This window comes from Euzebya pacifica (assembly GCF_003344865.1).
Taxonomy (GTDB): Bacteria; Actinomycetota; Nitriliruptoria; order Euzebyales; family Euzebyaceae; genus Euzebya; species Euzebya pacifica.
Genome location: NZ_CP031165.1, coordinates 1,043,202 through 1,061,586, shown reverse-complemented (window position 1 = coordinate 1,061,586; position 18,385 = coordinate 1,043,202). Strand labels below are relative to the sequence as shown.

The 18,385-nt window shown below is 71.4% G+C and carries 13 protein-coding genes and 2 pseudogenes; 12 read left to right on the top strand and 3 right to left on the bottom strand.

The window, feature by feature from the left end:
- Window positions 1-33: 33 nt before the first annotated feature.
- The 5 genes and pseudogenes from DVS28_RS04330 to DVS28_RS04310 form a co-directional block, all read left to right on the top strand.
- A pseudogene (locus DVS28_RS04330) lies at window positions 34-939 on the top strand (IS30 family transposase); the annotation flags it as partial.
- A gap of 59 nt (window positions 940-998) precedes the next feature.
- The gene (locus DVS28_RS04325) at window positions 999-2,009 is read left to right on the top strand and encodes a lysylphosphatidylglycerol synthase domain-containing protein (RefSeq protein WP_164709914.1); all 1,011 of its coding nucleotides are present in this window, start codon (window positions 999-1,001) and stop codon (window positions 2,007-2,009) included.
- Window positions 2,010-2,039: 30 nt separating this feature from the next.
- A pseudogene (locus tag DVS28_RS04320) lies at window positions 2,040-2,864 on the top strand (class I SAM-dependent methyltransferase); the annotation flags it as partial.
- A 48-nt stretch (window positions 2,865-2,912) separates the two neighbouring features.
- On the top strand, window positions 2,913-3,965 hold the full coding sequence (locus tag DVS28_RS04315) for a GNAT family N-acetyltransferase (RefSeq protein ID WP_114590366.1): 1,053 nt from the start codon (window positions 2,913-2,915) through the stop codon (window positions 3,963-3,965).
- Complete coding sequence (locus DVS28_RS04310; protein ID WP_114590365.1) at window positions 3,965-5,302, top strand: FAD-binding oxidoreductase; 1,338 nt, start codon at window positions 3,965-3,967, stop codon at window positions 5,300-5,302. The genes DVS28_RS04315 and DVS28_RS04310 overlap by 1 nt, the downstream gene beginning before the upstream one ends.
- On the opposite strand, the gene DVS28_RS04305 is transcribed toward DVS28_RS04310, so the two are convergent.
- Window positions 5,259-6,650 (bottom strand): sensor histidine kinase, encoded by a 1,392-nt coding sequence (locus DVS28_RS04305; RefSeq protein WP_216826385.1) that lies wholly within the window; start codon window positions 6,648-6,650, stop codon window positions 5,259-5,261. The genes DVS28_RS04310 and DVS28_RS04305 overlap by 44 nt on opposite strands.
- Window positions 6,647-7,378: a response regulator transcription factor gene (locus DVS28_RS04300; RefSeq protein ID WP_245973579.1), complete on the bottom strand. Its 732-nt coding sequence runs from the start codon at window positions 7,376-7,378 to the stop codon at window positions 6,647-6,649. The genes DVS28_RS04305 and DVS28_RS04300 overlap by 4 nt, the downstream gene beginning before the upstream one ends.
- A 97-nt stretch (window positions 7,379-7,475) precedes the next feature.
- Between DVS28_RS04300 and DVS28_RS04295 the strand changes: the two genes are divergently transcribed.
- Window positions 7,476-7,655, top strand: a complete 180-nt coding sequence (locus DVS28_RS04295; protein ID WP_114590364.1) for a hypothetical protein — start codon at window positions 7,476-7,478, stop codon at window positions 7,653-7,655.
- A gap of 5 nt (window positions 7,656-7,660) precedes the next feature.
- The gene (locus DVS28_RS04290) at window positions 7,661-8,518 is read left to right on the top strand and encodes a fused MFS/spermidine synthase (protein WP_114590363.1); all 858 of its coding nucleotides are present in this window, start codon (window positions 7,661-7,663) and stop codon (window positions 8,516-8,518) included.
- 17 nt (window positions 8,519-8,535) lie between these two features.
- On the opposite strand, the gene sigJ is transcribed toward DVS28_RS04290, so the two are convergent.
- Window positions 8,536-9,393: an RNA polymerase sigma factor SigJ gene (sigJ, locus tag DVS28_RS04285; RefSeq protein ID WP_114590362.1), complete on the bottom strand. Its 858-nt coding sequence runs from the start codon at window positions 9,391-9,393 to the stop codon at window positions 8,536-8,538.
- 171 nt (window positions 9,394-9,564) lie between these two features.
- Between sigJ and DVS28_RS04280 the strand changes: the two genes are divergently transcribed.
- From DVS28_RS04280 to meaB, 5 genes are all read left to right on the top strand, one after another.
- Window positions 9,565-11,262 carry a hypothetical protein gene (locus DVS28_RS04280; RefSeq protein ID WP_114590361.1) on the top strand — a complete coding sequence of 566 codons (1,698 nt, stop codon included), beginning with the start codon at window positions 9,565-9,567 and terminating at the stop codon, window positions 11,260-11,262.
- Between the two features lie 3 nt (window positions 11,263-11,265).
- Window positions 11,266-13,845 (top strand): DUF6351 family protein, encoded by a 2,580-nt coding sequence (locus tag DVS28_RS04275; protein WP_114590360.1) that lies wholly within the window; start codon window positions 11,266-11,268, stop codon window positions 13,843-13,845.
- Window positions 13,846-14,040: 195 nt separating this feature from the next.
- Window positions 14,041-15,201: an MFS transporter gene (locus DVS28_RS04270; protein ID WP_114590359.1), complete on the top strand. Its 1,161-nt coding sequence runs from the start codon at window positions 14,041-14,043 to the stop codon at window positions 15,199-15,201.
- Window positions 15,202-15,270: 69 nt separating this feature from the next.
- The gene (gene scpA / locus DVS28_RS04265) at window positions 15,271-17,385 is read left to right on the top strand and encodes a methylmalonyl-CoA mutase (RefSeq protein WP_114593978.1); all 2,115 of its coding nucleotides are present in this window, start codon (window positions 15,271-15,273) and stop codon (window positions 17,383-17,385) included.
- The gene (gene meaB / locus DVS28_RS04260; protein WP_114590358.1) at window positions 17,378-18,367 is read left to right on the top strand and encodes a methylmalonyl Co-A mutase-associated GTPase MeaB; all 990 of its coding nucleotides are present in this window, start codon (window positions 17,378-17,380) and stop codon (window positions 18,365-18,367) included. Before scpA ends, meaB begins: the two co-directional genes overlap by 8 nt.
- Window positions 18,368-18,385: the final 18 nt, after the last annotated feature.

Sequence of the window (18,385 nt, the reverse complement as noted above, 5' to 3'; positions counted from 1 at the left end):
CACCTCACGGGACTCAGCCAGACCTATCAGGCCATCGCCGATCGGGTCGGCCGGCACAAGTCCTCGGTGTGGCGCGAGGTGGACCGCAACGGTGGCCGTGAGGCCTACCGGCCGATGCTTGCCCACAAGCGTGCCCACGAGCAGGCACGGCGGGCCAAGCCGACCAAGCTCGCCAGCTGCGCGGAGCTGGCCGGCCTCGTCGAGCACGGCCTGCGCAGACTGTGGTCGCCCCAGCAGATCGCTGCAGATCTCAAGGAGCGGTTCGGCGACGATGAGTCGATGACGGTGTCACACGAGACGATCTACAAGTCGTTGTACGTCCAGGGGCGGGGCGAGCTGCGACGCGAGCTGACGTCGTGCCTGCGGACCGGTCGGGCCAAGCGGGTCCCCTCCGGTCGATCTCCCCGGCCACGCATGCACGACATGGTGATGATCAGCGAGCGGCCCGCGGAGGTGGAGGACCGTGCCGTTCCCGGTCACTGGGAGGGCGACCTGATCATCGGCAAGGACGGCAAGTCCGCGGTGGGCACCCTGGTGGAGCGCTCCACCCGCTACGTGATGCTGATGCACCTCGATGGCGACCGGACCGCCGCGACGGTGCGCGAGGCCATGACCACCGCGATCACCGGGCTGCCCGAGCACCTGCGGCGGTCAATCACCTGGGACCAGGGCATCGAGATGGCCGAGCACGTCCAGTTCACCATCGACACCGACGTGCCCGTCTACTTCTGCGACCCCCACTCGCCCTGGCAACGCGGTTCCAACGAGAACACCAACGGGTTGCTGCGCCAGTACATGCCCAAGGGCACCGACCTGTCAGTCCACACCCCAGCGGACCTCAACGACTTCGCCGAGAGCCTCAACACCCGCCCCCGACAAACCCTCGGCTGGAAGACCCCAGCCGCCCAACTCGCCCAACTTGTTGCACCCACCGGTTGACAACAAGTCGACCGAGGCGACACGCGGGAGGGGGGACGGCGGCCCGTACGATGACGGACGTGCGCCTTCCCTCCCTGCCGATGTCGCCGGCTGTCCGGTTCGTGCTCCGCTGGGCCGTGTCCCTCGGGGTGTTCGTCGTGGTTGCGCTGGCGCTGCGCGGACGGTTCACCTCCGTGGCCGACACCGGCGTCCCGTGGCCCACGCCGACCTCGATCGGGCTGACGGTCGTCCTGTTCGTGGTCGCCAACGAGATCCTCGTGCGGGCCTGGCTGGCGCTGGTGGACCTCGGACACGGCCACATCGACCGCCAGCTCGGCCGCTGGGTGTGGTCCAAGAGCCAGCTGGCCCGCTACGCCATGGCCATGGCACAGGTGGCCAGCAGGGCCGTCGTGGCCCGTCGGCACGGCATGACGGCGTCGATGGGAGCCATCACCACCCTGCTGGAGGTCGTCTGGTACACGTGCATCAACGGCCTGCTGGCGGCGGCGACGATCCCCTGGTGGCTGCCCGAGACCGGGCTGACCTGGGCGGCGTGGTTCGCGGTGCTGCCAGGCCTGGTGATCGCGCTGGCCGTCGTGTCCCCCCGGTCGTTCGTCCAGCTGGCGGTGCTGGCGTCCCGGCTGCCCGTGCTGAACCGGATCGAGCAGCTCGGCAGGGCGGCCGACGTCGACATCACCCGTCAGCAGACGCTGCACCTGACGCTGCTCTACACCGGCAACGCGCTGGTGCGTCTGGCGGGGTTCCTGGCGCTGTACGTCGGCGTCGGCGGATCGCTCGACGACATCCTGCGGGTCACCGGTGCGTTCGCGCTGGGACACCTGATCGGGGCGGTCGCGGTGTTCGCGCCCGGGGGCCTCGGCCCTCGCGAGGGGGTCACGGCGCTGGCGCTGGCCCCGGTCATCGGCGGCGGTCCGGTCCTGATGCTCGTCGGCGCCACCCGGCTGTTCGAGCTGGTGGCGGAGCTCGGCTACGCCGCCTTCGCCCGGTGGCGCTGGTCGGCGTACGTCGAGGACCACCCCGACGCCGCCGACGAGGACGACATGCGGGTTGCCCTCGCCGATCCGGGTTGACCCCGCGGCCAGGGTCGGCCGACGGGACGAGGACTGCCCCTCCGCTGGAGCGGCTACCGTGACGGTGTGAGCACCCAAGCCGACGCACACGTCGACAAGGTCCGTCGGAACTACGACGACCGTGTCGGACAGTGGCAGACGATCTACTCCGGACAGACCTTCCACGACCACGTCATCCAGCGGCGCATGGACCGCTGCCTGGAGGCCGTCGATCACCTCGGACCGGTCGACGACACGCCCGGGCGTGCCCTCGACGTCGGCTGCGGGGCCGGCCAGATGGCGCTGGCGATGGCCGAGCGCGGCTACGACGTCAGCGCCGTGGACATCTCCGAGGGCATGGTCGAGGCCACGACGGCGACGTTCGCCGAGGCCGGCCGCACCGCGGACATCCGCACCGCGGACATGCGCGACCTGCCGTACGAGGACAACACCTTCGACTGGGTCTCGGGCCTGGGTGCCATCGAGTACCTGACCGACCCCGGTGAGGCGGTCGAGGAGTACGCGCGGGTCACCCGACCCGGCGGCCACATCGTCGTCACGTCCCCCAACCCCTACCGGATCGCGTTCGCGCTGGACCCGATCGGGGTGGCCATGGGCGTCTTCGGCCCGCCGCCGACGGGGTACCCACGGCAGTACATCTCCCGGAGCCAGCTGGAGGGCTACGCCCGACGTGCGGGGCTCGACACGGTGGGGGTGCTCGGCCACGGGGTCGGTCCGCTGCAGGTCGCCAAGAAGCCGCTGCTGCCCCCGCGCGTGTCGATGCGCCTGAGCCACGCGGCGGAGACCCATCTCCCCCTGTCGTGGCTGTCGCGGATCGGCGCGAACCTGATCCTCGTGGCTCGCAAGCCGGCCTGATCGACCGGATTCCGACTGCTCGCCTCGTCTGGCTAGACTCCCACCGGCATGGACGCCCCCGCTCCACCAGGACTCCGACTGCGCGACGCAACGCCGGACGACCGCGATGCCGTCTGCGCCCTGCTGGCCGAGGCCGCTGCGCAGACCGCCGGTGAGGCACACCACGCCCCGCCCGTCCTCGCCGATCCGGCTGCGCACGACTGGCTGTACTGGAACAACCCGTGGGGGCCGCCGGCCAACGTGCTGTGGGAACAGGACGGCGAGGTCGTCGCCCATGCCGGCATGTACCGGCTGCCCGGCCTCGTCGAGGGCCGCGAGGTACGCGTCGGGCGGACCGCCCACGCGGTGACGACCCGGGCATACCGCGGCCGGGGCCTGTTCGGCAGCCTGGCCCGACGCCAACGACAGCACCTCGGCAGCGACGTCGACCTGCTGGTGGCGCTGCCCACCGCCGCCGCCGTTCCGGGACTGGAGGGTGCCGGCGTCACCCAACGGGACCGCGCCCAGCGCTGGTTCCGACCGATCGACGACGACTTCCGTGATCTGGGCCGAGTCCCCCGTCCGCTCGCCGCCACGATGACCCGGGTCGCCTTCGGGCCCCGCCCCCACGGCACCGGGCAGCCGATGGAGGGGATTCCCGACGGCCTGGACGACCTGGCCCGATCGGCGCAGGACGACGGCCCGCTGTGTGACTCCACCTGGTGGCGCTGGCGCTTCCTGGACAACCCCGTCCACACCTACGACCGGTACGTCACGACCGACGACAGCGGACGGATCACGGCCGCGATCGCCGTGCGCCCCGACCGCTACTTCGGCGCGGAGTTCCTGCAGATCCTCCACTGGCAGGCCGTCGACGCCGACCACGCCGCCGGTGTCCTCGGTACCGCGCTCGAGGCGTCCAGCAGCTACGTCGCCGCGACCCTGCTGGCCACCGAGGGCAGTCAGGTCGCGGAGTGGGCTCGTCGTTGCGGGTTGCGTCGGCTGCCCAGCCTGATCGACGACACGTCGGGGCACATCAGCATCGCCAGCGACCCCTCGGCCGGCGCCGTCGTGCCCGGCCGGCACTGGAGCATCTCGCTGGCCGCCCACCACGACCGCTGATGACGACGGCCGACGGGGACGGCCTCCTCGCCGCCCTGCGCGGGATCGTCGGCCAGTCCCACGTCCTGACCGGCGAGGACACCACCGGCTACTGCGCTGACTGGACCGGCCGGTTCGGCGGCCCCACTCGCGCGGTGGTCCGACCGGCCGACACCGCACAGGTCGCGGCGGTGCTGCGCACCTGCAATGACGCGGGCGTGCCCGTCGTGCCGCAGGGCGGCAACACCGGGCTCGTCGGTGGTGGGGTGCCGCGCAACGGCGAGCTGGTGCTGTCCCTTCGTCGGCTGGACACCGTCGGCGCCCTCGACCCCCACACCCCGTCGGTCACCGTCGGCGCCGGAGTCACCGCAGCGACGGTCCAGCGGGTCGCCGCTGGGCACGACCTGGCCCTCGGGGTGGACCTCGCCGCCCGTGACAGCGCCACGATCGGGGGGATGGTCGCTACCAACGCCGGTGGCATCCACGTCGTGGCCCACGGGTCGATGCGCCAGCAGGTGCTGGGTGTGGAGGCGGTCCTGGCCGACGGCACCGTCGTGCGCCACATGACGGGGCTGGCCAAGGACAACGCCGGTCCCGACCTCGCCCAGCTGCTGACCGGCAGCGAGGGCATCCTCGCCGTCATCACCGCCGTGATCCTGCGGTTGGTCCCGCGTCCCGCCGACACCGCCGTCGCGCTCATCGGCTGCGACGACCCTGCCGGTGCCCTCGCCGTCGTCGCGGCCGTGCGGCGCGTTCGTCCGCTGGCGGTGGAGGTCATGCGGGCCGCCGGCATCGCGATGGTCGCCGAGCACGCCGGCGTCCCGGTCCCGCTGGCCCCGCTCCCCGCGTGGCTCGTGCTCGTGGAGGTCGAGGGAGGACCGACGCAGCTGGAGGAGGTGGTCGGCGACCGACCCTCGGCGGTGGCGCAGGATGCCGCCGACGCACGTCGGCTGTGGCAGCTCCGCGAACGCCACACCGAGGCCGTCAACGCCCGGGGCGTCCCGGTCAAGCTCGACGTCACCGTGCCGCTGGACCGGCTGGGGGCGTTCGTGGACCGCCTCGATGCCATCGTCCCCGGTGCCATCAGCTTCGGGCACCTCGCCGAGGGCAACCTGCACGTGAACCTGCTGGGTGAGGAGGCGACCGCGGCCAACGAGGACGCGGTGCTGCGCCTGGTGGCCGAGCACCACGGGTCCATCGCCTCCGAACACGGGGTCGGGGTGGCCAAGGTCGGCCACCTGCACCTGACGCGCTCGGCCGGCGAGGTCGACGCGCTGCACCGGATCCGGCAGGCGATGGACCCGGCCGGCATCCTCAACCCTGGGGTGGTCCTGCCGGTGAGACGTCCCGATCGCTGACCGGTCGTGCCGGCTGGCCGAGCGGGATGGGCGGCACGGTCGGCTCCGGGGCAGCCGGACGCGTCGCGTCGGGTCGTCGAGCGGGCAGCCGGACGTAGAAGCGGCAGCCATCGGCCACGTTCCCGACGCTGATCGTCCCGCCGTGGGCCTCCACGAACCCCCTGGCGATCGCCAGTCCCAGGCCTGCACCGACGTCATGGCGCGGGGTCCGGGCGGACTCACCCCGGTAGGAGGCGTCGAAGACCCGGTCGATCACGTCCTCGGGAATCCCGCCGCAGGTGTCCTGCACGGCGAGGAAGCCACAGTCCTGTTCCCACGCCGTGTCGATACCGGCTTCCACGAGGACCGCACCGCCGTCGGCTGACTCACGGATGGCGTTGGAGACCAGGTTGCGCAGGACACGGGAGATCTCCGGCAGCGACGCCTCGATGCTGGCCTCCGGATCCGCCACCCGCCCGTACACCCGGATCTGCCGCTTCTCGGCCACGGGAATCGCCGCCGCCAGCGTGTCGCTCACGAGGTCGCCGAAGTTGACGTCGGTGTAGTCCAGCCGCAGCGCACCCGCCTCGATCTTGGAGACCTCGAACAGGTCACCGACCAGCGCCGACAGCTTGTCGGCCTCCCTGCGGAGCGTGCCGTAGTAGCCACGGATCTCCTCGGGGTCGTCGACGATGTCGTCCTCGAGCAGCTCGGTGATCGCCCGGATGCCGGCCAGGGGCGTGCGCAGGTCATGGGACACCCAGCTGACCAGCTCACGGCGGGCCCGGTCGGTGGCCTGCTCGCGTTCGCGGGACATCTCCAGCTCGTGGCGGGTCGCCTCCAGCTGTTCGGCGAGGCGGGCGAACTCGCGGATCATCGATTCCGGCATGACGCCGTGCTCGTCGGGGTCCAGCGCATGTTCGAGGTCGCCCAGGCGACGAGCGGCCTCGCCCAGGGATCGGCTGGCCGCACCGACCCGCTCACCCAGCAGCAGGGCCGCGACGATGGCGACGACCGCCCCGACGGGGACGACGACGGCAAGGGTCTGCAGGTCACGGGTCTCCAGGAACATCGCGTTGCCCGCCGCCAACGAGCCGGCCGTGACGGCAGCGGTGGAGGTGAGGGCGACGACCACGACCTGGGCGGAGAAGGAACGGCCGCGCAACAGGTGCAGGGCCAGCCCACCGAGGGCTCCGGTGATGAGCGCGGCCCCGCCCGCGATCATGATCAGCTCGATCGTGTCCGCCGCGGGTTTCCCCAGCGCCGAGGCGATGCCGATCACGACGATCAGGCCGACGACACCGGCGACGACCGCCGACGTGCGCGAGCTCTTGACGGTGCTCGGTGTCGGCTGGTCCGCGGGACTCATGGTCCGAACTTGTACCCCACACCCCACACGGTCTGCACGAACGTGGGGTTGGACGGGTCCGGCTCGATCTTCTCGCGCAACCGGCGGACATGGACCGTCACGGTCGAGGTGTCCCCGAAGGTGTAGCCCCAGACGTGCTCGAGCAGGACCTCGCGGCGGAACACCTCCTTGGGGTGCTCCATCAGGAAGGCCAGCAGGTCGAACTCGCGTTGGGTCAGGTCGACGCTGCGACCCTCGATCTCGACCTCGCGGGACTTGCGGTCCAGTCGGATGCCGCCGACCTCCAGCTGGGAGCTGTTGTCCGCCCGTCCGTCGCCGCTGCCCGAGCGCTTCAGCACGTTCTTGACGCGTGCGACCAGCTCACGAGGACTGAACGGCTTGGCGAGGTAGTCGTCGGCCCCGAGCTCGAGGCCCGCGATTCGGTCACCGGTCTCGCCGAGCGCGGTCAGCATGATGATGGGCACGTCGCTGACCGCACGGACCCGCCTGCACACCTCGCGACCGTCGACGCCCGGAAGCATCAGGTCGAGCACGATCAGGTCGGGCATCCGGTCCTGGACACGGGCCAGCGCCACGCCACCGTCGGCCACGTGCTCCACCCCGAACCCCTCCCGGACGAGATAGCGCGACACGACCTCGGCCACGGTCTTGTCGTCCTCGACGACGAGGATCTGGGCGGAGGACTCGGGCGGGGCCTGCGTCGATGTGTTCATGGTGATGGTCGACATGAAAGCATCTTCACCCCCCGGACGTCGGGAGAGTGTGACGACTTCCTTGCCATCCGCCCCGGTCCGACCCCTCGTCCGGCCGGGTAGCGTCGTGACGATGAACCGCGAGAACGAGCCCCTGTGCAAGCGGTGCGGCCGCCCCCATCGGGACGGGCCGTCGTGTGGTGGTGATCGCGTCCGGATCCGGTCCGCCCAGCCGCAGCAGGTCCAGCCGGTCCGATCGATCGCCCGACCGGCTGACGGGCCGGGCGACCGGGCCGCCGCGCAGCAGCAGTAGCGGCGGTGGGACGCCAACGCCGTCGTCGGCCCGACCGCACCACACCGTCCGATCCGCCCGTCGGGGTCCCGACCGGCGTGGGCGTCGTGCGCGTCGCCGATGATCCGGCCCGACCCCGGGTCTCGCTGCTGGCCATCGACCAGCACGTCCACGGTGCGGTCGACACCGGCGACCCGACCCATCTGGCGCTGGGCTACCTCGACAGGCTCGGCCGCTTGGTGGAGGTGTTGCGTCCTGACACCGACGGGGACCCCGGCACGATCGTCCACCTCGGTGGCGGGGCGTTCGCGTTGCCCCGCGCGCTGCTCGCCCGAGCCAGGGCTGCCGGTCGTCCCGTGGACACGCAGCTGGTCATGGAGCGGTCCAAGGCGGTGATCCGGGTCGCCCGCGAACAGCTCGGGCTGCGGGAGCAGCCGGACCTGATCGTGCGCAGCGGCGATGCACGCACCGGCATCGAACGCCTCGGCGAGCGTCAGGCGCTGATGGTGGTCGGCGATGCGTTCGTCGGCCTGGAGACCCCGCGTCAGCTTGCGACGGTGGAGTTCCTCGACCATGTCCGACGGGTGCTCGTACCCGGCGGGGTCTACGTGGTGAACCTCGTCGACCAGCCGCCGTATCCCGTGGTGGCCGCGCAGGCAGCCACGGCTCGGCAGGTCTTCAGCACCGTCTTCGTCGTGGCCGACCGCGGAGTCGCCAACCTCAAGGACCCCGGCAACGCCTTCCTCGTTGCCACCGACCGCGACATCGCCCTTGGCGAGCTGGGGCACCGGCTGGCGGTGGGCACCCACCCCTCGGCGGTCGTCAGGCCCGGCCGCCTCGCCACGCTGGCCGCCTCGGCCAGGCCCCGGCACGACACCGACTGAGGAGCGGCACCCGCTCCTCAGGTGATGCCACCGAGCTTCGCCGGGTTCAGGACCGCGTTGATCTCCGCGATCCGACCGTCCGGTCCGACCTGCAGGGCCATCACCGACACCAGCGCCCCATCGGCCGACAACCGCAGCGCCGGGGACGCGTTGACCCAGGCCAGCTCGGCCGTGCCGTCGGGGCGACCGGCCGCCAGCGCCAGCAGGAACTTGGTGACGCGGTCGGCGCCCACGAGCTCCTTGCGTGCGGCATGGACGACCCCGCCGCCGTCGGAGCGGAACACCACGTCCGGGCTGAGCACCGCCATCAAGCCATCGAGGTCTGCGCCCCGCGCCGCCTCGAGGAACCGTTCGGCCACGTCCTGACGCCGGGCGCGGTCCGGCTCGAACGGTGGGCGTTGTTCCCGGACCCGACGACGGCCACGTGCGGCCGCCTGCCGGATGGCCGAGTGGCTGCGGTCGAGCATGTCGGCGACCTCCCGGTGGGAGTACCCGAACACGTCGTGCAGCACGAACGCGGCCCGTTCGACGGGTGTCATCGACTCCATGACCCGCAGGAGGGCCAGGGACACCGACTCGGCCAGCTCGAGGTCGTCGCCCGGATCAGCGAACCCCTCCTCGACCGGCTCGGGCAACCACGGCCCCACGTAGACCTCCCGTTGCACGCGGGACAGGCGCAGGTGGTCGATGGCCAAGCGGGTGGTGACGGTCGTCAGCCATGCCGCCGGCTGTGCCACGCCCTCGGCCACCGCCAACCGGCCGAACGCCTCCTGCACGAGGTCCTCGGCGTCGGCCCGCGACCCCGTCAACCGATAGGCCAGGCCGAGCAGCCGCGGCCGCTCCCCCGCCCAGGTCCGAACCACGTCGTCATCCATCGTCGTTGACCCTCTCCTTCCGCGCCCCGAGGGGCAAGACCTGTCCACCGACCACGACGGACAGGCACCTCCGCTCGTGACACAGCACGACGTGCTCGTGACATCCCACAGCAGGAAACCGGGTCTCGGTGGTCGAAATCCATGGTGAGCCGAACTTCCAGGGAGCCCTTGATGCTGCACGCACTGCTGTCCCGTGGTCCGGGCGGAACCGCCCGCCGCCTGCTGGTGACGGTCCTCGCCGCCGCCCTGACCGTGTCCGTCGCATGGGCGGGGGCGGTCATCGCGCCGGCGCCCGACATCGACGCCGCGGTCGGGACCGCCAGCGGGGCCCTCGACGCCTTCGAGGTCGTCGACGACGCCCCGCTCGGAGCAGGGCAGCTGCTCGTCGGTGCCGCGAAGGTCTCGCTGTATCCCGACCCCGAGGGCATGGCGGCGACCTTCCCCGGGGCCACCTGGCTGCAGGGCGAGGAGAACGCCGCCGCCTGCACGACGCTCAGCGAGTCGTTCTTCACCGAGTCCCTGGGGGACCCCGAGCACCCCGCCCACCTGGCGACCGCGACGGCCAGCCCGTGGCCGGAGAACCCCGACTGCCTGTACCAGGGCGGGTTCGGCATCGGACCGGTGAACCCGATCCTGGACTGGGATCGAGCGCCCGGTGACCCCGGCTACGTCGCCGACGACGACCCCGAGACCGGTTACGGCCTGTTCGCCCGCACCATCGTGCTGTCCGACGGGGACGACACCGCCGTCGTCACCGTGATCGACGCCGAGGGCTTCCTGTACGAGTACGCCAACAAGTGCGTGCCGTCCCAGCTGCCCGTCGGCTGTGGGTCCCGCGAGATCGCCGAACGCCTGGGCGGCGAGCTGGACATCGACCCGTCGGCGTTCGTGATCGCCTCGACCCACTCCCACGCATCTGTCGACTTGCTGGGCGGCTGGGGCTACGTGCCCGACTGGTACTTCAACCAGGCCTACGGCGCGATCGAGCAGTCCATCCGCGAGGCCCACGCCAACATGGTCCCCGCCCACGTCGAGGTCGGTGAGGAGCGGGCGCGCCGGTTCAACAGCGAGCGCCGCGACACCTACCGTTCGGCAGAGGAGCAGCAGCTTGCCTGGCTGCGGGCCGTGGATGCCGAGGACGGCGACGTCATCGCCACCGTCGGCGCCTATGCGGCGCACCCGACCTCCTTCGGCAACTTCGAGGCCACAGCACACGCCGACTGGGTCGGCGTGTTCACCCGCCGACTGGAGGACCGCTTCGGCGGCATGGGCATGCACCTCATGACGGGGCTGGGGAACATGACCAACCGCAGCGGACGGACCGGATCCACCGCGCTCGCCGACCTGATCCCCGCCGTCGGCGAGGGACACGTGCTGACCACCACCGACGTCCGCTCGACGGCGACCATCTGGCAGCAGCCGGTCACCAACGCCCCGCTGAACGCGCTGGGCCTGCCGGGCTTCTTCGACCGGACCTTCGTCCCCACCCCCGCAACCATCCGGACGGGCAAGACCCCCGAGACGGCCCCGTGCCTGTCGGCCTCACCCACCAGCGTCGAGCTCCAGGCCAGCGCGATTCGGATCGGCGAGGACTTTGCCCTGTCCGCCGCACCGGGTGAGGTCTTCGCCAACCTGACCAACACCGTCAAGGAACGCTCGCCCGCACTGGTCACCATGCCGCTCGGCCAGGCCAACGACGCCTTGGGCTACATGCCCCAGCAGTTCGAGCTGAACGAGGCGAACATGCAGGGCGCCGGCTTCGTGGCCGGTGGCGTCCTGGTCGTCAACTACGAGGACAGCTACGCCGTCGACCGGTGCACCGGCGACATGGTGCTGGAGTCCACCATCGCGATGCTCGGGGAGCTGTAGGCCATGTCGACGTCCATCACCACCATCCGTCCGTTGCACCGCCGGGGCCTGTCGTCGTTGCTCGCGCTCGCCCTGCTCGTCGTGCTGCCCGGCTTCGCCGGCGCGCAGTCCGACCACGGCGACACGTCCGATGCCGGCGTGCTCGCCGAGGCCGACGACTTCACCGGCACCGCCGGGCCGCTCGCGGACGGACAGCTCGAGCTGGCCGTGCTGTCGACGCGGGCCGCAACCGTCACCGGTGGGGACGCGCTGATCGGTGTGCGTGGCGTCACCGACGGCGACAACCTGCGGATCACCGTCAACGGGGCCGACGTCACCGGCGACTTCGTCGCCGAACCCGACGAGCTGCACCCCGGCCGCAGCATGCACGTCGGGCTGGTCGACGACCTCGTGGTCGGCGGCAACGACGTGACCGTGGTGGCCACCCACCCGATGCACGGCAGCCGCACCGCAACCCTCCCGATCGACAACCACCCGATCACCGGTCCGGTGTTCTCCGGCCCCCACCAGGTGCCCTTCGCCTGTCGCGTCGGGGACCTCCACGACTTCTCCCCGGAACCCCGTGGCACCGACGGCAAGGCCTATCCCCAGCAGCTCGACGACGACTGCTCGATCGACCCGTACGTGCGGTGGTACTACCTCGCCGGTGCCGGCGACCCCACTGACTTCGACCCCGTGCAGGCGGCCGACGACGAGTCCGCCGCTGGCCTGGCGCTGGACTGGAAGCCGCTGCTCGACCCCTGGGGCGACTACCCCGCCGACCTGTCGATGACCGTCACGACCGAGGGCGACGTCGTACCGGCCATCGCCCGCGTCGAGACCCGCACCATCAACCGCGGCATCACCCGCGTGGCCATCCTCGACGACCCGGCTGCCCGTGGTCCAGAGGTCCCCTTCGAGATGCCCGACGCGTGGAACGGCAAGGTCGTCTACAACTGGGGAGCCTCCTGCGGCATCGGTCGCCAGCAGGGCATCAACACCCCCAACGAGGTGCTGTCCGGTGGCGTCGACGCCGGCGGCGAGGCCCTCGACGTCGGTCCGGAGGTGTTCCGTCCGGCGGTCCTCCAGGGCTACCTGGTCCCGCACTCGTCGATGACGATCTTCAACACGCACTGCAACTCGGTGCTGTCGGCGGAGACCATGATGATGGTTCGCGAGCACCTGATCGAGGCCTACGGTCGGTTCGACTGGATCATGGGCAACGGCGCATCGGGCGGCGCGATCCAGCAGCACACGACCATGAACTCCTACCCGGGCCTCCAGGACGGCGGGCTGCCGCTCGTCAGCTTCCCCGATGTGATCACCACCGCGATGAGCCCGGCCGACTGTCGTCTGCTGCGGCAGTACTTCGCGCTGGACACCCAGCTGCTGCCCGGCCAGGACCAGCTGCAGGACGGACTCGGCCGCGAGCTGCCGGTGTTCGCCGGCGGGTTGACCCTGGAGCAGCGCAACGCCATCACGGGCCACGAGTTCCAGGGCATCTGCGAGGACTGGGACGACATGTTCGCCGACCTGCTGGTCGCCGACGTCGACTGCTCGCGCATCCCCGCGGACCTGCGCTACTCCCGTGAGGACGGGGCAGTGAACATCCCCGGCGTGACCCAGCGCTGCACCCTGCAGGACAACCTCGTCCACTACCTGGGCGTGGATCCCGACACCGGCTGGGCACGCCGCCCCGTCGACAACGTCGGCGTCCAGTACGGCTACCGCGCGTTGCTGGACGGGGTGATCGACCCCGCCCGGTTCCTGGACCTCAACCGCAACGTCGGCTCCTTCGACGACGAGGGCTACGGCCCCTGGCACCCGGGCGAGACCCCCCACGCGGAACCCGGCGAGGTCCAGCCGCGCATGGCGATGGACGTCGACCTGGTCGAGGACCTCTACCGCTTCGGCTTCGTCACGGGTCGCGGGGCGATGGACCAGGCCCCGATCATCGACGTGAACCTGTACGCCGACCCGGTGCCGATCCTCGGCTTCCACGACCAGGTCCGCGGCTACATGATGGCCGAGCGGTTGCTGGAGACCTTCGGTGAGCGATCCGCCCACGCCATCTGGTCGGGTGTCCTGCTGACCAACGACGCATGGTCGACGATGGCCACGTGGCTGGACGACATCGAGACGGCCCGCACCGCCGGCGGTGGGGTCTCCGACGACGGATCGTGGGCCGACGAGGTCGCCGCGGCCCGACCCGCGCAGGCCACCGACAGCTGCGTGGTCACCACGGCCGGCTACTCCCCCATGCCGCTGGCCGCGCCGGGCCTTGCGTCCGCAGGGGGCGACGGGATCTGCGAGCAGGTGTTCCGCGTCGGCGGCAGCCCCCGCATCGCGGCCGGTGGCCCGACCACCGAGGACATCGTCAAGTGCCGCCTGACCATGCCCGAGCGGGCTGACTACCCCGGCGTGTCGTTCACCGCCGAGGAGTGGGGACAGCTGCTGGAGATCTTCCCGGACGGGGTCTGCGACTGGACCCAGCGAGGGGTCGGCGAGGTGGCCCGGTCCACCACGTGGCTGGACTTCGGCGACGACGATCGTGTGCTCGACGAGCCCAGCGTCATCCCCAACACGGTGGCCCGCACCAGCTGACCGACGACCCCGCCGCCGTGGCAGCTCCCTGCGCGGTGCCGGCGGAGGACCGTGGACGGGGGCCACCCCTGCGCGGACGGTGGTGGCACACTCACCGGATGCGCAACCCACGCCTTGCTGCGACTGGTTCGCGATACACGGAACCAACGGTCTATCTTGTGACCCGACAGTGATCCCGGGGGGCAAGGGAGAGGCGTGAAGCAGTACCGAGAGGTGTTCGTCGACCGACGTGCACGTGCGCTCTTCCTGTCGGCTGCCGTGTCCGGGCTCGGGGACTGGATCGGCCTGGCGGGTCTGGTCGTGCTCGCCTACGAACGGTCCGGCACGCCGATCGGTTCCGGGGCGCTCTTCGCGGTGCAGGGCGGCGCCGCCATCGCCGCGACCGTCCTGATCGGTCCGTGGCTGGACCGGTTCGAGCGCAGCCGCGGCCTGGTCGTCACCTACGGGATGGGCACGTTCGCGGTGCTGTTGCCGCTCGTCTTCGGTGGCCTGTGGCCGCTGCTCGTCGCCGCGGGAGTGGTCGGCGCGCTTCGCCCGACAGCCGCGGCGCTGCGCCACGCCATCGCTGGCGCCGAGCTGCCCGAGGAGCTCCTCGGCCCCGTCGTCGCGCTCCAGAAGGCCACCGGGGACGCGACCGCAGCCCTCGGACTCGCGGTCGGGGGCGCCATCACCGTGGTGCTCGGTGCCGCCCTGTCCCTGGGACTGGACGCGGCCACGTTCGCGCTCGCCGCCGCGCTGGCGCTCGCGCTGCCGCGGAGTCGCGGCTCGATGGATGTACGCCGTGGTGCGTTCGAGGGCGCCAGGCTGTGGTTCGACGACCGGCAGATCGGCTTCTACATGGTCGTGCTGGTGGCGTTCGCCGCCGTGTCGGCCCTGCCCGAGACCCTCGCCCCGGCGGTTGCCGCCGACAGCGGATGGTTGCCGGCCGTGCTCGCTGCCCAGGCCGTCGGATCCGCCATCGGTGGGGTGCTGCTGGGCCACCGCCACGACCTCGAGCGAGCAGGGCCGATGGTCATCGGCCTCGCCGCCGTGGCCGTCACGTTGGTCTTCGGGGCGATCGCCGCAACGGGGCATCCGGCGTGGATGGCGCTCGCCAACCTGCTGCTCGGACTGGCCCTCAGCGTCATGGTCCTCGGGCAGACCGCGTTCACCAGGGCGGCACCGAAGGACCTGCTCGGCGCCGCCGTCGCGTCCGCCATCACCGCGGTCATGGCGGCAGAGGGACTCGGTTCGTTGTTCCTGGGGGCCGTCGCCGAACGCGGTGGGACGGGGTCTGCCTACGCCGCGGCCGCGATCGGTGTCGCACTCGTTGCCATCACCCTGGCCCGTCGGGTCCGCGTCGAGGTCCCCGCCTGAACCCAGCCAGCTGGACGAATCGTCCTGCGGAGCGACACGGATCTACGCTGTCTGGCCATGAGCGATGCCATGCCGGACCGAGCCGCCTGGACCGAGAGGGCCACGAAGGAGTTCAAGGGGGTTGCCCCCGAGGACCGACCGTGGCGCACGCCTGAGGGCATCGACGTCAAGCCGCTGTACACCGCGGAGGACGTCGCGGACCTTCCCGAGCCCGGGTACCCCGGCTTCCCGCCCTACACCCGCGGTCCGTACGCCACCATGTACGCCAACCGGCCGTGGACGATCCGCCAGTACGCCGGCTTCTCCACCCCCGAGGAGTCCAACGCCTTCTACCGACGGGCGCTGGCCGCCGGCCAGAAGGGCCTGAGCGTCGCGTTCGACCTGGCAACCCACCGTGGCTACGACTCCGACCACCCCCGCGTCGTCGGTGACGTGGGCAAGGCCGGTGTGGCCATCGACTCCGTCGCCGACATGCAGATCCTGTTCGACGGCATCCCGCTGGACGAGATGAGCGTGTCCATGACCATGAACGGGGCGGTGCTGCCGATCATGGCCTGCTACATCGTCGCCGGCGAGGAACAGGGGGTGGCGCACGAGCAGCTCAGCGGGACCATCCAGAACGACATCCTCAAGGAGTTCATGGTCCGCAACACCTACATCTACCCGCCGGGCCCGTCGATGCGGATCATCTCCGACATCATCGGCTACGCCTCGCGGGAGATGCCGCGGTTCAACACCATCTCCATCTCCGGGTACCACATGCAGGAGGCAGGGGCGACCGCCGACCTCGAGCTGGCGTTCACCCTCGCCGACGGGGTGGAGTACGTGCGTGCTGCCCGTGCCGCCGGGCTCGACGTCGACGCGTTCGCCCCTCGCCTGTCGTTCTTCTTCGCCATCGGCATGAACTTCTTCATGGAGGTCGCCAAGCTGCGGGCCGCCCGCCTGCTGTGGGGCGAGCTGATGGAGCAGTTCGAGCCGACCAACCCCAAGAGCCGGATGCTGCGCACCCACTGCCAGACCTCCGGGGTCAGCCTGACCGAGCAGGACCCCTACAACAACGTGGTCCGTACCGCGGTGGAGGCCATGGCTGCGGTGCTCGGCGGGACGCAGAGCCTGCACACCAACTCCTTCGACGAGGCGCTCGGCCTGCCGACGGACTTCTCGGCCCGGATCGCCCGCAACACCCAGCTGATCCTGTCGGAGGAGACCGGCATCCCCAACGTGATCGACCCGTTGGCCGGCAGCTACTACGTCGAGTCGTTGACCCACGCGCTGGCCGACCGCGCCCGCACGATCATCGCGGAGGTCGAGGAGCTGGGCGGCATGACCAAGGCCGTCGAGTCGGGCATGCCGAAGCTGCGCATCGAGGAGGCTGCGGCGCGCCGTCAGGCCCGCGTGGACCGCGGCGAGGACGTCGTGGTGGGCGTGAACGCCTACGTCCCCGACGATGTCGAGCAGGTCGACGTGCTCGACATCGACAACACCGCCGTCCGCGAGGCCCAGGTCGCCCGGCTCGAACGCGTCCGGGCCGAGCGGGACGACGACGCCTGCCGGGCCGCCCTCGACGCGTTGACCGCAGGTGCGAGGGGTGACGGCAACCTGCTGGAGCTGTGCGTTGCCGCCGCACGCGCCCGCGCCACGGTCGGTGAGATGAGCGACGCGATGGAGGTCGTCTTCGGACGCCACCAGGCCACGATCAGGTCCATCAGCGGCATCTACGGGGCTGCCTACGAGGGCGACGAGGGCTTCGCTGCCGTCGTCGCCGATGTCGAGGCCTTCGCCGACGACCACGGCCGACGTCCCCGCATGCTTGTCGTCAAGATGGGCCAGGACGGCCACGACCGCGGGGCGAAGGTCATCGCCACCGCGTTCGCCGACCTCGGCTTCGACGTCGATGTCGGCCCGCTGTTCCAGACCCCGGCCGAGGCTGCGCGCGACGCCATCGACAACGACGTGCACATCATCGGCGTGTCCTCACAGGCGGCCGGCCACAAGACCCTCGTCCCGCAGCTGATCGAGGAGCTCCGCGACGCCGGTGCCGGGGACATCCTGGTCGTGTGCGGCGGCGTCATCCCGCCGCAGGACCACGCGATGCTCCGCGAGGCAGGCGTCGCCGCGATCTTCGGTCCCGGGACCAACATCCCGACGGCTGCACGTGAGGTCCTGTCCCTGCTCGATGCCTGAGGCGCCGTCGGTCGAGACGCTGGCAGCCCGCCTGGTCGAGGGTGACCGGCGGGCGCTGGCCCGTGCCATCACCCTCGTCGAGTCGACCCGGCCCGACCATCGCACCCGGGCAGCGGCCCTGCTCGACGCGGTGCTCCCGCACACCGGCACGTCGATCCGCCTGGGCGTCTCCGGACCGCCCGGCGCCGGCAAGTCGACGTTCCTGCAGGCCTACGGCCTGCACCAGATCGAGGCCCGGGGCCAACGGGTCGCCGTCCTGGCAGTGGACCCCTCCTCCACCCAGTCGGGCGGGTCGATCCTGGGCGACAAGACCCGGATGCCGCGGCTGGCCGCACGGCCGGAGGCCTTCATCCGACCCTCGCCCGCCGGCGACTCCCTCGGGGGCCTCGCACGGCGGACACGCGAGGTCCTGCTGCTGTGCGAGGCCGCCGGGTTCGACCAGGTGATGGTCGAGACCGTCGGGGTCGGGCAGTCCGAGACGGCGGTCGCCGGCATCATCGACACGATGGTGCTGCTGCTTCCCCCGGGCGCAGGGGACGACCTGCAGGGCATCAAGCGCGGGGTGATGGAGCTGGCCGACGTCGTCGTGGTCACCAAGGCCGATGGCAACCTCGCCCCGGCAGCGCGCATGGCCGCGGCCGATGCCCGCCAGGGCCTTGCCCTGCTGCGACGACGGCACCCGGGTTGGGACCCGGCCGTCGTGCTCACCTCTGCCCTGGAGGGCCGCGGGATCGAGGAGGTCGCCGACGCCGTCGCTGCACACCACGACCACATGACGACGTCCGGTCAGCTGGCGGTGCTGCGACGCCAGCAGGACCTGCAGTGGCTCCACGACCAGGTCGTCGAGGGTCTGCTGGCGGCGTTCCGGGCCGACCCGGCCTCTGCCGCGGCCCTGGACCAGGCGGCGCAGTCCGTTCGTGCCGGCACCCGCAGCCCGACACGCGCCGCCCAGGACGTGCTCAGGACCGCGCAGCGTTCCTGACCCCTCTTTTTCGGGATC

Coding starts and splice junctions, on each gene's coding strand:
- DVS28_RS04315 (WP_114590366.1), top strand. CDS start 2,913: ATGGACGCCCCCGCTCCACCAGGACTCCGACTGCGCGACGCAACGCCG.
- DVS28_RS04310 (WP_114590365.1), top strand. CDS start 3,965: ATGACGACGGCCGACGGGGACGGCCTCCTCGCCGCCCTGCGCGGGATC.
- DVS28_RS04305 (WP_216826385.1), bottom strand. CDS start 6,650: ATGAGTCCCGCGGACCAGCCGACACCGAGCACCGTCAAGAGCTCGCGC.
- DVS28_RS04300 (WP_245973579.1), bottom strand. CDS start 7,378: ATGTCGACCATCACCATGAACACATCGACGCAGGCCCCGCCCGAGTCC.
- DVS28_RS04295 (WP_114590364.1), top strand. CDS start 7,476: ATGAACCGCGAGAACGAGCCCCTGTGCAAGCGGTGCGGCCGCCCCCAT.
- sigJ (WP_114590362.1), bottom strand. CDS start 9,393: ATGGATGACGACGTGGTTCGGACCTGGGCGGGGGAGCGGCCGCGGCTG.
- DVS28_RS04280 (WP_114590361.1), top strand. CDS start 9,565: ATGCTGCACGCACTGCTGTCCCGTGGTCCGGGCGGAACCGCCCGCCGC.
- DVS28_RS04275 (WP_114590360.1), top strand. CDS start 11,266: ATGTCGACGTCCATCACCACCATCCGTCCGTTGCACCGCCGGGGCCTG.
- scpA (WP_114593978.1), top strand. CDS start 15,271: ATGCCGGACCGAGCCGCCTGGACCGAGAGGGCCACGAAGGAGTTCAAG.
- meaB (WP_114590358.1), top strand. CDS start 17,378: ATGCCTGAGGCGCCGTCGGTCGAGACGCTGGCAGCCCGCCTGGTCGAG.